The 15,373-nt window shown below is 40.0% G+C and carries 7 protein-coding genes; 4 read left to right on the forward strand and 3 right to left on the reverse strand.

Translation table 11 applies throughout. The features are described from left to right. Window positions 1-136: 136 nt before the first annotated feature. On the forward strand, window positions 137-721 hold the full coding sequence (locus tag HMPREF1536_RS15125) for an RNA polymerase sigma-70 factor (protein ID WP_028726089.1): 585 nt from the start codon (window positions 137-139) through the stop codon (window positions 719-721). 30 nt (window positions 722-751) lie between these two features. Here the strand turns inward: HMPREF1536_RS15125 and HMPREF1536_RS15130 are convergent, their stop codons facing one another. Together HMPREF1536_RS15130 and HMPREF1536_RS15135 are read right to left on the reverse strand one after the other, a co-directional pair. Then, window positions 752-1,486, reverse strand: a complete 735-nt coding sequence (locus HMPREF1536_RS15130) for a nucleotidyltransferase family protein (protein WP_028726090.1) — start codon at window positions 1,484-1,486, stop codon at window positions 752-754. Beyond that, window positions 1,483-2,913: a RapZ C-terminal domain-containing protein gene (locus HMPREF1536_RS15135; protein ID WP_028726091.1), complete on the reverse strand. Its 1,431-nt coding sequence runs from the start codon at window positions 2,911-2,913 to the stop codon at window positions 1,483-1,485. The genes HMPREF1536_RS15130 and HMPREF1536_RS15135 overlap by 4 nt, the downstream gene beginning before the upstream one ends. Window positions 2,914-3,447: 534 nt before the next feature. On the opposite strand from HMPREF1536_RS15135, the gene HMPREF1536_RS15140 reads away from it, so the two are divergent. After that, window positions 3,448-6,018: a DUF6383 domain-containing protein gene (locus HMPREF1536_RS15140; RefSeq protein WP_028726092.1), complete on the forward strand. Its 2,571-nt coding sequence runs from the start codon at window positions 3,448-3,450 to the stop codon at window positions 6,016-6,018. A 58-nt stretch (window positions 6,019-6,076) separates the two neighbouring features. Here HMPREF1536_RS15140 and HMPREF1536_RS15145 read toward each other — a convergent pair whose 3' ends face one another. After that, complete coding sequence (locus HMPREF1536_RS15145) at window positions 6,077-10,027, reverse strand: hybrid sensor histidine kinase/response regulator transcription factor (protein ID WP_028726093.1); 3,951 nt, start codon at window positions 10,025-10,027, stop codon at window positions 6,077-6,079. A gap of 315 nt (window positions 10,028-10,342) precedes the next feature. Between HMPREF1536_RS15145 and HMPREF1536_RS15150 the strand changes: the two genes are divergently transcribed. Together HMPREF1536_RS15150 and HMPREF1536_RS15155 are read left to right on the forward strand one after the other, a co-directional pair. Continuing rightward, window positions 10,343-13,567: a SusC/RagA family TonB-linked outer membrane protein gene (locus HMPREF1536_RS15150; RefSeq protein ID WP_028726094.1), complete on the forward strand. Its 3,225-nt coding sequence runs from the start codon at window positions 10,343-10,345 to the stop codon at window positions 13,565-13,567. Window positions 13,568-13,587: 20 nt separating this feature from the next. Next, window positions 13,588-15,372 (forward strand): RagB/SusD family nutrient uptake outer membrane protein, encoded by a 1,785-nt coding sequence (locus HMPREF1536_RS15155; RefSeq protein WP_028726095.1) that lies wholly within the window; start codon window positions 13,588-13,590, stop codon window positions 15,370-15,372. The last annotated feature ends 1 nt before the right edge of the window (window position 15,373 follow it).

A 15,373-nucleotide genomic window follows, 5' to 3' on the forward strand; every position in this document is an offset into this window, starting at 1 on the left:
TACAACATATTATAAAGGCATGATTTTTATTTGAATAAAAACTACATCAATTGGTAATAGGCTGTAAAGTGCAAAAACGTGAATTTAACATGCATAATTGACATAGTCTTACTAGAACTTAATCCTTTTTTACCAGATGCTTTCAAAAATCACAGATATTATAACTGACGAGGTTCTTTTTGAAAAGATCCAGGCTGGTGATGTGAAAGCGTTTGATGTCCTGTTTATGCGTTATTATCCTCTGTTGTGTGCTTATGCGAAACAATTTGTCGATTTTGATGACGGACAGGAGATTGTACAGGATGTGATGGTTTGGTTCTGGGAAAACAGCAGCATGCAGGTGATCGAGTCTTCTCCTAAAAACTATTTGTTCAGAGCGGTAAAGAACAGATGCCTGACATTGATAAACCGTAATGAGCTGAAACAACGGGTAGTCAGTTCCATGTACGAAAACCAGCAATCGCAATATGAAGATCCGGATTTCTATATTGTGGAAGAACTCACCCGGAACATTGAAAACGCCTTGTCCCGCCTGCCTGAAACCTATCGGGAGGCTTTTGAAATGAACCGTTTCCAAAGCATGACTTATAATGAGATTGCAGAAAAACTGAATGTCTCCTCTAAAACGGTCGATTACCGTATTCAGCAGGCATTGAAACTCTTGCGTGTGGAGTTGAAAGACTATTTGCCTTTGTTAATGGCTTTAGTCAGAATTGTATGAAATACTTCCGGCTAAAGCCATCCTTTTATATTACAAGCTTTTCACCCATTCTTCCGCTTTAGCTAAAGCTTCCGGCTTACCGATATCGAGTAATCGCAGGTTTTCGGCTGCGTAAGCGTGGATATTTGCTTTGGCACAAATAGACAGATAGAAATTGATGATCGGGAATTTACCAGTCCATTCTTCCATCCAGTCGAATATCTGCGGAGATAATACATGGATACCGCTGAAAGCATATTCATTATATAGCTTCGGATCGAAATCGGGATAATAAGATTTTACCTCTCCGGTTTCATGGTTTCTCCATCCGCACAGGCGGTTCTCGTTGTTGAAAAGTAGATAACGCGAGGTATTCCGTTTGCTGACCAGTAAGGTGGCGATCGGATTTGTTTCCAGATGGCAGTTGTATAGCTTTCTCAGGTCGACGTTCGACATGATGTCGACATTGTGCACCAGGAAAGGTTCGTTTCCCTGAAGGAATTTAGCTGCATTCTTTATCCCGCCTCCCGTGTCGAGAAGATATCCCCGTTCATCGGAGATATGGATCTGGACTCCAAAGTTGTTGTTGGCAGCCAGGAAGTCGATGATCTGGTCTCCCAGGTGGTGAATGTTAATAACGATCTGGTGAAACCCGGCATCCTTCAGTTTCAGGATCACATGTTCCAACATCGGTTTCCCATTTATCGGTAACAATGCTTTCGGGGTATTGTCGGTTATCGGTTTGAGACGAGTTCCCATACCGGCCGCGAAAATCATAGCTTTCATAATATTGCGTCAAAGATTTGTTCTATATTTTGTTCCCTGTGGGTCAAATCCACTTTCACTCCGAATTTGGCATGCAGATGCTCTGCCAGGTGTTGTGCCGAATAGACGGAACGATGCTGTCCGCCGGTACAACCGAACGAGATCATCAGGTTCGTGAAACCGCGATCCAGGTAGCGCTTTACCGAGGTATCCACAATCGTATAAACGTGTTCGAGGAAAGAGGTGATCTCGCCGTCTTCTTCCAGAAAACGGATAACCGGTTCATCTAGTCCTGTGAAATGATTGTATCGCTCGTATTTACCTGGGTTATTGATCGCCCGACAGTCGAATACGAAGCCTCCGCCGTTTCCGCTCGGATCGTTGGGTATTCCTTTTTTATAGGAGAAACTGACGATCTTAACTTCCAGCATCCGCTTTTTTATATCGTCCCTGAACTGTGTCAGTCCGGTCAGTTCCCTTAAAACGGAACACAGATAAGGATATTCCGGATACTCATTCTTTAATAACTGGCGCAGGTTATTGATCGCGAAAGGAACACTTTGGATGAAATGTGGTTTCTTTTCAAAATATCCCCGGAAACCGTAAGCGCCTAATACCTGTAAAGTTCTGAACAGGACAAAATGACGTAGTTGGCTGAAGAAATGTTCTTCATCTACATCTGTATATTTTCGTAAAGCCTGCAGATAATCTGCAAGCAATTCATTTCTTAAATCTTCGGGATAATTGGCTTTGGCCTGCCAGAGGAAAGAGGCTACGTCGTAATAAACCGGCCCTTTCCGTCCACCCTGAAAGTCGATGAACCAGGGTTCTCCGTCTTTCACCATAACATTACGCGACTGGAAGTCCCTGTACAGGAACGTAGGAGAGGTGTCACGCAACAGGACATCGCTCATTTTCTGAAAATCATCTTCCAGACGGTCTTCCTGAAACTCCATGCCGGTAGCTTTCAGGAAACAGTATTTAAAGTAATTCAGATCCCAGAGGATGGAACGTTGGTTGAATTCCGGCTGGGGGTAACATTCATTATAATCGAATCCATCGGCTCCTGCATACTGGATGGAAGGAAGCATCGTGATCGTTTTATGTAACAACCGGCGTTCTTCTTCATCGAAAACACAACTTCTGCGCCCTTTCTCTATGGCGTTGAAAAGCATTGTGTCTCCCAGGTCTTCCTGTAGGTAAAAAGAATGATCGTCAGAGTGGTAATGTACTTCCGGAACGGAAATACCTTTTTCTCTGAAAAATCCGGACATATAAATAAAAGCTTTGTTCTCTTCCTGGGAAGATCCGCTGACCCCGATTAAAGTTTTAGGCCCCGATATTCTGAAATACCTGCGGTTGGAACCGGATGAAGGTAGTTCGGTCACGTCTTCTGCCTGTGAACCAGTATATTCGTAGTAGAGTCTTTTTAATTCTTCTGTTACCATATTTCGTTAATTACGGCACTAAGGTAAGTCTTTTTTGTCAGGGGAGGAAACTTAATTAAAAACATTCACTTTCGCGATTGTTTTTTATGCCGATGTAATCGGAGTTACTATACGGACAAATTCAGATTACTATGGCGACTAATCAGTGGTTGATAACCGTCTGCCGTATGGTTGATAATTGTCGGGCATACGGATGATAACTGTCGACCATATGGCTGATAATTATCAGCCACAAAAAACTAAGGGAGGAAAATGAAAAGAGTAAGGGTGGAAAGATACGTAATATCGGTGTGATTTTATATGGAAAGCGGTATCTTTTTACTTCAGTATAGGAAAATGGGTGTATACATTATTGAATGTTTGTATAAAGAAAGCATTAATAGCGGTCGAAACATGTTGGCATTAAAACAACTAGTTTTGTACAATATACGTGATTATAAGTATCTTTAGCGTTTCTTATAGCAACTCCGAATTGAAAATATCCTATCTTTGTCGTTAGTATTAATAATATGTATAAACCAAAAGGAAGAATATATGAATAAAAAATCTACTCTATTAGCCGCTGCTTTGATGGCGGTAAGTTCGTTTACGGCAAATGCAGCAACAGGTGATGAGGTTGATCCGAAAGACTGGACTGCAGGGAATTATTATTATTTGAAATCTACGGAAAAAGAAGATAATAAGGATATGTATCTATCTTTATCTGGAATAAAAGCGGATTCTGTTGTTGTTAAATCGTTTAATGAATTAACAAAAGCTTCTCGTGATTCTGCTTTATGGGAAATAACTACTGCAGGAACTGAAACTGCAGGTGTTGTTTATCAGTTTAAGAATAAAAAAACACAGGCTTTATTGTCTTTTGAAGCATCTCTGAATGCAAAGCCAGTTTTGGCAGAAGGTGTGCATAAATGGATTTTTAAAAATGATGTAATAAGTGCGCATATAGCAGGAGATAAGGAAATAAAAATCTCTTACTCAAAGGCCGGTGGAATTGTTTTTGGTGGATCAACAGGTACACCGTTTAAAGTAATTAAACCTAATGATAAGATGTCTTTAACACCAAAAGATCTTGGTAGTGGATTTAGTGTTTTTAGATTGTCTTTTGGAGGTGAATTTGAAGGGAATATCTTTGATGGGAAAGACTTGATTGCTTCAACTGATGCAGGTGGCTATATTAAATTACAAGTTTCAGGAGATGAGTCGTATGAAAATGGAAAAGAGAAATATTTGGGTATTGATACATTGAAAACATCTATTTCTGGTGCGACAGGTGCTTATGGAGCTAAATTTTCATTAGATTCAATTCGTACAACAGTAGGTAAGGAAAATGAAGCGTATAAACAGTTTAAATTTACAGTCGATTTGAAAAATGACTCACTGACTGTTTACGTGAAAGATGCACCAGGAGTAAAAGAATCTGTGAATAATGCAGAAAAAGTAAGAATAGTCTATGCACGGTTAGATAATAAAAGCCTTTTAACTGTTGCTGATGTTGAAGAACCTACTCAAGGTGTTTTACCATTTATCTCTGTAGAAAAAGGAACTCCTGCCGAAATCGAAGGTGGTACAGGTGTTTACTTCCTGAAGAGTGCAAGTAAGACTACCACTGGCGGAAAGTATATTGCAGCTTATAAAGATAGTGAAATCAAAATAATGACTGGAACCCCTTCGGTAAATCAACTTGAAGGACAGTGGTATATTAAAGAAGATAATGGAATGTATAGCATTGTAGATCGTAAAAGTAATACATCTATGTTGCTGAAAGGTGAAGTTTTTGCAGTTCAGGGAATGGCTAATACATTTACATTCGGTGGCAATGCAGATTCTATCACTGTTGAACCTCAGAAAGTAAATCTTGATGACAAGTTCTTAGGATCGGCCAATTTCACAACAGCAGAAATGGCAAACAACGGTTATGCCTTAAATCTGATACCTGCAGGTGCTGAAACAAGTTCTTCTTATACTGTTACGGCTGACTCCATTCTTCAGGTTAAATCTGTAGATGGAAAAGATGCTGTTATTTTTAAAATTGTAGCTGTTGATACATTAGAAATCGGTGGTGCACAAGCATTGAAAGATACAGTTTCTATTGTGCAATATCAGTTGAAGTCTCAGTTTAGCGATAAATATGTGGCTTATGATACAGAAAAGAAAAGCCTGAAAGTTTCTAGCTCTGCTAACGCTATTAATTTCTTCTTCAATATAAATGTTGATGGTGGAAAATATAGCATGGAAATAGCAACAGGTGATAATGATGGTAAATTTATTACTGCTGATTTAGCTTCTTCAAACATGGTTTTATCAGAAACTCCCGCTTATTTCAATTTCGTTGAAATGGAAGCTCCAGAATATGGTACATTCGATTCCGGTAACAAACGATTTACTTCAGATTTGAAGTCATTAACAATGAATCCGTTGAGCTTCTTTGCAGAAGCAAAACAGGAAGGACAGGAGATTGTTAAGTCGACTTATGAAAAAGACAACTTCAGCTTGTGGTTGAGTAAATCAAAGGCTTCTACTGCAGAAAAACCGTTGTATTTCATTATGACTTCGTTGGCTGTAGATGGAGATCCGAATGCTAGTAGACATTATTTTTATATGGTTTCTGGTCGCGATTCTTCATTAGTAGATACATCTGCAGATAAGAATTATCGTGTTCACTTTATTAAAAACGATACAATTGAAACAATGAAGGATAATGCTAACAATCCTGCTTTGTTTGCGTTGAAAGTGACAGAAAGCGGTAACTATTTGCTAGAAAATCAGAAGGAATTGAATCGTGCTGATGGAGGTGCACCATATGTAGGTATCATAAATAACGTTGTAGTTATGACAAAAGACGGTGTTGAGTTCTCAGTTGAAACTGCTCCGGCTCCTGTTGCTAACGAAGAAATCGAAGCTCCTACCACTGTAAAGGTAATTGGTGGTGTTGGTGAATTCAGTATCCGTAATGCACATGGAAAGAAGATTACTGTATCAAACATCCTGGGTCAGACAATCGCTACCCGTATTGTTTCATCTGATTATGTTACAGTTCCGACAACAAGAGGTGTTGTGATTGTATCTGTAGAAGGTGACAAGGCTTACAAGGTGATTGTGAAGTAATAAGCTATAACAGATAAACATATAAGAAAAAGCGGATGAATAACTTCATCCGCTTTTTTTATTTTGCTTCGTTTTTGAAATTCTCTTTGTATTGTGTAGGAGTGCTACCTGTATATTGTTTGAAAGCCGTACTGAAATAACGTGCCGTAGAAAAACCTACTTCTGTTGTGATCTCTGTTATATTCAGATCAGTTGTTGTCAGATAGTTAATGGCTTTCTCCATCCTTAATTTATTAATATAATCTCCGACCGGCATATTGGTGATGGCTCTCATTTTGGCATATAAAGAAGAACGGCTCATTCCGATTTCTTTACATAGTAAAGGTACATCCAATGACGGATTTGCCAGATTATCCGTAATTACTTTGTTTAGTTTTAAAAGGAATTTCTCATCTGTATTACTAAATGTGCTTTCCTGTGGTTGCGGTATAAATCCGGCTTTCAGATACCGGTTTTTTATATGTTCCCGGTTTGCCAGCAAACTACGTATTCGTTCCTGCAATGTATCGATATCGAAGGGTTTTATCAAATAACTGTCAGCTCCGTTTTTATATCCATGCAGACGGCTGTTCTCATCGTCACGGGCAGTGAGAAGAATGACCGGGATGTGACTTATTTCTAAATCATCTTTAATCGATTTGCACAAGTCGAAACCATTCATTCGTGGCATCATAATATCGCTGACTACAATATCCGGCTGCTTCTCTTTCGCAATCCGGAGAGCTTCCATTCCATCAGTAGCCGTATATATTTTCTTGAACTGACCATTTAGCGATTCGTCCAGGAAGTTTATTAGCTCTGTGTTATCTTCAACCAGAAGAATCGTATGATTTGAAGTGCTGAAGTTTTCGCCGGATTGTTTATTATCCTCTTCTTCATAAGAAGAAATTAATTCGTTCAGGTAAGGTTTTGATGGCTGCTCTTCATTTGTTTGAGTTTGTTCGATTGGGAGTTCAAAGAAAAAGACGGCTCCGTTTTCATCTTCCCTGTCTTTTGCTTTCAGGCAACCTCCATGAAGTTCAGCCAGTATTTTTGAATATGATAATCCGATGCCGGAGCCTCCCTGTTCATTATTCCCTTGATAGAAACGGGTAAACAGTTTGTTGGTGTCCACATTTTTCAAGCCATATCCCTGATCGGTAACAGTGATCCTGACTTTTCCGTTATTCTCATATAGTTCGGATGAAATATTGATCTCCGTATTGTCTGGACTGTATTTCAATGCATTGATCAGGAGGTTTGTCAGTATGATCTCACATTTGTGCTCATCGAATGGAATTTCGTTAATCCTTTCATCCAATTGATAGGTAAGGGATATGTTTCTGTTCAGGCATTCATTGATAAAATTCTCCGATACAGAATGTAACCACTTATTTAGTGGGTGCTTTTTTATTTGCAGTTTGCTTTCTCCTACTTCCATTTTGCGGACATCAAGGACTGTATTGATAATATTCCTCATTCGTTGAGCCTGGTTATAGATGCTTTTTAACGGAACAAAATTAAGGTCTGATTCCGGTAAAGCCTGAAGGATCCGTTTTAACGGTGCATGTATCAACGTTAGAGGAGTACGCAACTCATGGCTGATGTTTATAAGAAAACGAACTTTTTCTTCATATACTTTTTGTTCATGCTCTTTCATGCTCCATTTTAGTTCATATTCTTTTTTCTTGATCGTGTAATGGAAAAGCCATGCTAGTACAGATACTATGACAATCAGTATACATAAAATAAACCACCATGATTTATACCAGGGAGGCATAACTGTTATAGAAAGTAACTCTTGCGACGCAGTCCAGTCCCCATCTTTTTTACTGCATGAAGCTGTAATGGTATAGCTGCCCGGCGGGAGGCTACGGATAACCAATTCTGGTTTATAAGAATCTATATTCTGATCGCTTAATCCTTTTATCGTGTACCGATAGACTTTCTTTCTGAAAATATCCTTTTCCAGGGATTGTACTTTGATGGTTATTGATTTATTATTCCAGGGCACGGATATACCAGGTGGATTCCCCTTTATTTCATTATTTGCAGATTCTCCATTGATAATAATATTTTTGAGCGTCAATAGAGGGACTTCATCCGTTTCAAGCGGTATGTCTTTGTCTATGCATAATAGACCTTTGATCCCACCTATATAGACAGAACCATCTTGGGAGATCAATCTGGGTTTGTACATGTATTCGTTGGGCAAGACACCGTCCGATTCGCCAAAAATAATGAATTTATCTTCTTTTATCAGGTGGGCGAATAACATACCGTCGGCTCCTATCCATACTTTGTTTTGTTGGTCGCAGATAACAGAATTAACCTCTTGGAACAAGCTGGTTTGTATTGTTTGGGATTGCTGGATAATAGGATTGTAGCTGATCAGCCCGTAATTCGTACCGAGCCAGAATGTCCCGTATTGATCGCGTGAAACAGCATTGATCCGGGTCTCTTCCGGACATTTATAAATTCGGGTAAGTTTGTTGGTTCTGTGATTGAATTCATAGATATTGTAAAGATCATTCAGATAGGTCAGGTAAGAATTATGATAGATCGGGTTGAGAAGGCTGGCAATTTCTCCTTCGAAATCTTCTTCCACCGACTCGAAGTGGCCGGATGATATAGTATATGTGAGTATATGATCGGATAAAAACAGGATCGTTTCGGGTGTGTTTCTGTATATGTTAACAGCCATTCCGGTATGGCATAGCTGATGGTTGATACTATCGTTAATAATCACGATTTGCTGATAATCGGCCGTTTGTTTGTTGAATCGGAATACTCCCCGGTTAAAAACAGAAATCAGCAGCTCTTCGTCCGTAAAACCATCGGTTAGGGAGGCGACTTTATCTCCCCAGGTAGAGGAGTAATGCTTGAACTTTTTGGTAGACGGGTTAAAGCTATTTATGCCTCCGCCGTCTGTCCCGATCCAGATGTTTCCCGATGCTTCCTGGTGGAGACTTAATACCGTGTTGTCACTCAATCCTCTTTCGTTTCCCAAAAGTGAATGTGTATAAGTTTTCATGTGCACTTCGCAGATATTGATCAGTCCATCGCGGATGGTTCCGGCCCACATATTATTATTGTTATCCCTGTACAGGCTAAGAACCGAATTGACGGGTAATGAATAATTATCACCGGATATATGTTCCAGAATCCGGATTTCTTTTTTTTCAAGATCTATGATATTGATGCCTCCACCATCTGTTCCGGCCCATATTTTAGAATCTTTTTCTTCCATGCAAAGGATTACATTGTTATTAAGGTTTGAGTTTTGGTTTGAATATGCAGCCAGCAGTTTTCCATTGCGATCATAACATTGAACTCCCTTATTATAAGGAGATATCCATATTCTTTCTTTTGAATCGATCAACATAGACATGATCTCGTCTCCGCAACTGAATGGGGCAGGACTGGTTTCTCCGGTATGCAGGTCTAGTAAAACAAGACCTTTCCAGCGATTGGCACATAATAATGTATTCTCGTTCCAAAGGCTTAAGGATGAGATCATAAAACCGTCGCGGTAGTTGAACCTGGCAAATAAGGTTAACTCCTGGTCTTTATAACTATATTTGTATATTTGGTTGCGGCAACCAAATAGCATTCCGTCTGCGACCTGGCAGACGGAATGTGCGAATATATGATTACCATCTTTATTTTTTATTGTAGAGAAATTGTCCGTATCCTGTTTGTAGCAGGTTAATCCTTTTTCAGTCAGTATCCATATAGTATGTTGTTTGTCTTCTGTAATCTTGATGATCGTATTGCTCGGTAACGATAGTGGATTGTTCTGCTCGTGCTGGTATTTTTGCAGTTCGTATCCGTCGAATTTAGCCAATCCCGCCCTGGTTCCGATCCATACGATCCCTTTAGAATCAGTAAAGATTACTTTTACAGTTGACGGAAGTCCCTCTTTCAATGAGATTTGCTTGAAGTAATAATGACTTGCTTGTGAAGGTAAGCAAATAATGAATGAAAGTAAAAGGATATTTACTATATAATATGCTAAAGGCTTTTTCATTTGGCTGATTTTAAAAATAAGATTGGTAACAAATGTATATTTTTTGTGTGAAGATAACCAAAAATACAAGAACTTTATTCAGCCGTTAACATTCCAGAGTTGTAGTCAAATCGATATAGTGAAGTCCATTTTTGTCTATTTAGCCTCCAAAAATGTCCATTAATTGCTGATTGTGTGATCGTTGGAAGATTTTGGATGATTCGTGGAGTTTATCGAACGCTTGAATATTCTTTCGTATCCTATATTTGCTTCCGAAACTTTGAGAACAAACAAAAAGGAATAATAATTTTTTAATATCAATTTAAATTTAGTTTTATGAAAAACCTATGGAAAGTTTTTCTGGTATGCTGTCTGTTCTTTTCTTCCCTTTCCGCAATGGGACAAGAAAAGAATATAAGTGGTAAAGTCCTTGATGACTTTAACGAGACAGTGCCTGGTGTGAATGTACAGGTCAAAGGTACTATGTTGGGAACCGTTACTGATGCGGATGGTAATTTTAATATTACTGTTCCGAATGTAAAATCAGTATTGATTTTTTCTTTTATCGGCTATGCTACACAGGAAATAACTGTCGGCAATCAAACGAAACTTACCGTTAAACTGAAAGATGACACGCAAAATCTGGATGAGGTTGTGGTTGTAGCTTACGGTAGTGCGCGTAAAAGCGATTTAACAGGTGCATTGACGACTTTGCGTCCCGACGCAAATGATGCGGCTAAAGCGTCTTCAATAGACAACTTACTTCAAGGTAAAGTTGCCGGTTTGAATGTAACATCTTCTGTTTCGGCTCCGGGAGCAGCTTCTTCGGTAACAATTCGTGGTGCTAACTCCCTGCGTGGTGATAATCAGCCGTTGTATGTTATTGATAATGTACCGCAGGCCTCTACCGGTGATTTTGCATCATCTGCATTGAGTGGAGACTTTCAGATTGCACAAGATCCGTTATCTTCTTTGAATCCGGCGGATATTGAGAATATCACTGTATTGAAAGACGCTTCTGCTACGGCAATTTACGGTTCGCGTGGTGCTAACGGTGTTATCCTGATTACTACTAAAAAAGGTTCGATGGGTAAACCGAAAGTAAATGTAACAGCCAATTTCACTGTGGCCAATGCCCGTAATTTGTACGATATGATGACCCTGGAGCAGAGCGCAATGTACAAGAACTCCCAGAAAGATGAAAAATCACGTCAGTTTTATCTGATAGACGGACAAGTACGATATGTGTTTGCCGACAATGTAGGCACTTATCTGGAAAATCCGAATGATCCGAAGAACTATCGTGTGTTGGAATATCGTAACTGGCAAAAAGAAATTTACCAATCTGCTTTTTCACAGAATTATTCGGCTTCTGTCAGTGGCGGTTCAGATAAGATTAAATATTATGTCTCTGCCAGTTTTAAGGATGTGAATGGCATTACTGTCGGTACGGGTTTCAAACAGGGAGATTTGCGTACAAACCTGACGGCCGACCTTTCAAAGACTGTCAAGCTGAACCTGACGATGAACGGATCTTTACGCCAGAACAATATGATGGCCGGTGGTAACACGATTGGTGGTGCTACCAGTTCTATTTCACGTACGGCTCTGGATTATTCTCCTTATCAGGTGCCGGATGATGACCCGAATATGTTGACAAGTCCCGATTTGAAAACGACTGTATTCAGTTGGCGGGATGATTATGACGATATCACGAATGATAAGACTTTTAAAGTCGGTTTGGATCTGTCCTGGAATATCATCGAACATTTGACTTATAATTTACGTGTGGGTGGTAACATGAATATAAATGACCGTTCACGTTGGTGGGGTACGCAGTTGACTCTCGGTGCCAATGATAATGGTATATTGTCGCTGACCAATACGGATAAAAATAACTATTCGGTAGAAAATCTGCTGAATTGGAATTCGAATATAGGTAAAGATATTACATTCGGTGCAACAGTCGGTGTTACGTATGATGATTACGGAAACGTAGTAAAGAATACGAAAGGGACGGACTTTGAGATCAAGACCTTGCGTACAAAAGGTCTGCAGCTGGCATCAAAGGTGGATAACCAACAGCCGATACAAAAAGACTTCCAGTTGTTGTCTTATCTGGGACGTGTAAACTTCAACTTCTACGAAAAGTATTTATTAACGGCCTCTGTACGTGCCGATGGTTCCAGTAAGTTCCGTGAAGGAAAACGTTGGTCTTATTTTCCTTCTGCTTCTGTGGCATGGAGAATGGAACAGGAAGAGTTCCTGAAAAATACGGAATGGCTGGATCAGTTGAAAGTACGTGTCGGATACGGACAAACGGGTAACCAGAGTATCGATCCTTATTCTACTTTTTCCGATTATGCGCGTGTAATCGATTATGCTACCGCAAAAGGTGATCGTCTGCTGGCTTTGGGAGTGGATAAATTACAAAATGACGGGTTGAAGTGGGAACGTACTACCTCATGGAATGCCGGTGTCGATTTCGGATTTCTTCATTCACGTCTTACCGGTACGGTTGATTTGTATCATAAGAAAACAACCGATCTTTTGATCTCCAGAACATTACCTGCTTCCAGCGGTTTTGGCAGCGTGATGCTTAATCAAGGGTCTTTATCAAATAAGGGTATTGAAATTTCATTGAATGGTGAAATTATTCATTCAAAGGATTGGAGTTGGAATATTGGAGCGAATATCGGTTTTAATAAATCGACAATTGGTGATCTGGGCTTTGAACCGGCTGATTTCGGCGACCTGAAACAGGTGAGAGGTTATCTGGGTAATTCTATTGGCGACCATTTTGGTATAGCCAACATCTTCCTGGTTGATCAAGCTCCCGGTTTGTTCTTTGGATATAAGACCGACGGTATCGTTCAGGAAGAGGACATTGCAGATGGTAAAGGGGTAAAATATACAGCACCGGACGGAAGTACGAAATATTATACGAAAGATCCTAGCTCAGGTAGTGTAAAACCTCATGCCGGAGACGTTAAATATGTGGATATGAACGGTGATGGCGTTATCGATGAAAATGATAAAACGATTATCGGTGATCCGAATCCGGATTTCACTTATGGCTTCCAAACACGCGTTTCGTGGAAGAGCCTGTCTTTGTCGGCTTCGTTTAATGGTGTTTACGGCGCAGATCGTTTAAATACGAATATTCGTTATAATATGACTCCGGCTACTAATGCAGGAAATCTGACGCAGGAAGCATTCCTGAATTCATGGACGGCCGAAAATCATTCAAATCTGTATCCCGGCACTGGTTATCTGATCCCGAACGGTGTGGTAATGGATCGTTATGTAGAAGATGCAAGTTATTTGCGTTGCTCGGATATTACACTTAATTATATCTTGCCAAAGCTTTGGACTAATAAGATCGGCTTTGAAAATATTAGTGTATTTGCTTCTTTAAAGAATGCATTTGTTATCACAAGCTATAGCGGATATGATCCCGAAGTAAACAGCTTCGCTTTCGACGGTTTGCGTCCGGGTATCGATATGAGCCCGTATCCAAGTGCCCGCTCTTATGTATTCGGTTTAAATGTCACATTCTAATTTAAATAATCTGCTATAAAATGAAAACATTGAAATATATATTATTATTTGCCGGTGTTCTTTCTTTTTCAGCCTGTAATTCCTGGCTGGATGAAGATCCGGAATATAGTATCAATACGAACACGGCTTTCGCAACAAAGGAAAGCGCCCAGATGGCCTTACAAGGATGTTATGGCTATATGGCAAACGATAATGGGTATGGACAGGCCTGGCAAGAGCTGATGATTTCTGCTTCCGGTTTCGGATGGTATCAGACAAATGGTAACGATCAGGATGATTATACATCCCTTCGTGCTATTCCGGCCTCTACATTGATCAATATGGCATGGACAGGCATGTATAAAGTTATTGGCGAAACAAATGCTTTTATTGCTAATATGGAAGAAAGTCCATTGGATGAAAGTGTGAAAACAAGTATGCTTGCCGAAGCTAAATTCCTGCGTGCGTTGGCGTATTATAATGTCGTGACAACGTGGGGAGACGCTCCTTTCAAAACAACTCCTTCCGCTTCGGATGCCGTAGCATTGCCACGTGTTGAAAAAGCAACTATACTGGCACAGGTGGAAAAGGACTGGACGGATGCTTTTAATGATCTGCCGGAAAAGGCAACAGATGGCTTTGCTTCCAAATGGGCGGCAAAAGCATTCTTGGGTAAATTGTATTATACTATTGCCGCCCAGGGGGATCAAGCTGCATGGGAAAAAGCTAAAGCTTGTTTCGATGAAGTATATAATAAAGGTATATATGCTTTGCAGCCTAAATTTGGCGATCTGTTTGCTAATAATGTAACAGGCTCCAAGGAATCGATCTTTCAGATGAACTATGCGGTATCCGGTGTAAGTCGTAACCGTGGTAGCTGGCTTTTTGCTCCAACCAATTCTACTACCGGTAAATCCTGGAGCCGTATACGTGCCTCAAAAGCTTTATATGATTATTTCAGAGGAACTTATCCGGGTGATGCACGTCTGGAAGTTACTTTCCAGTCGAAGTGGAGAAATTATACTGCGAATGGTCAGGTAGCTGCACAGGTAGAACCGGTTCCTTCCGCCCGTGATACGACGTATGCTTATCCGTTGGTATCTTATGATTCGAAAGAAACACCGGAAGGCTGGAGCAAATCAAAATTGTTGGTTGCTGAAATCCCTTATGAGCAATTGCCTGATCCTGCCAACCCGAGTGCCAAAGAGTTGAGTTCCGGTAAATATGCTGGTATGGATGAATTGGTTAAGAAATATTCGGAAAATACAGGTGATAACCAGGGGTGGCCTTATTTTAAGAAACCTATCGATCAGGTTGTTTCTGCACAAAACAGTCATAAGAACATCTTTATATATCGGTATGCCGATATGCTGTTGATGATGGCTGACGTATATAATGAATTGGGTGATAAAAACAAAGCGATCGATTTGGCAGATGAAGTGTTGTCCCGTGCACGCCAGTCGGGTAGCCAACCATCTGAACAGCCTGCCCGTTGGAATTCTTCATTGTCGAAAGATCAGATTAAAGAGAAGATCTATTTTGAACGTATATTTGAATTTTCCGGTGAACCGGGTATGTATCAGATCGTTCGTTCACGTGGTACGGAGATGTTGAAGAAAGCTTTGGAACTGAATAATAATCATGAACTGGTGTTATTGCATAATGCAAATACTGCAACAGGTGTGAATAATTTTAGAGATCGTTATTATAACAACGGCGATTTAAGTGAAGACTTCCTGAAGAAGAATTTGCTGTTGCCTATTCCGAAAAACGAAATCGATACAAACTCGGCTATAGATTTCTCCGATAACAATTTTGGGTATTAAA

Source organism: Parabacteroides gordonii MS-1 = DSM 23371 (assembly GCF_000969825.1).
Lineage (GTDB): Bacteria > Bacteroidota > Bacteroidia > Bacteroidales > Tannerellaceae > Parabacteroides > Parabacteroides gordonii.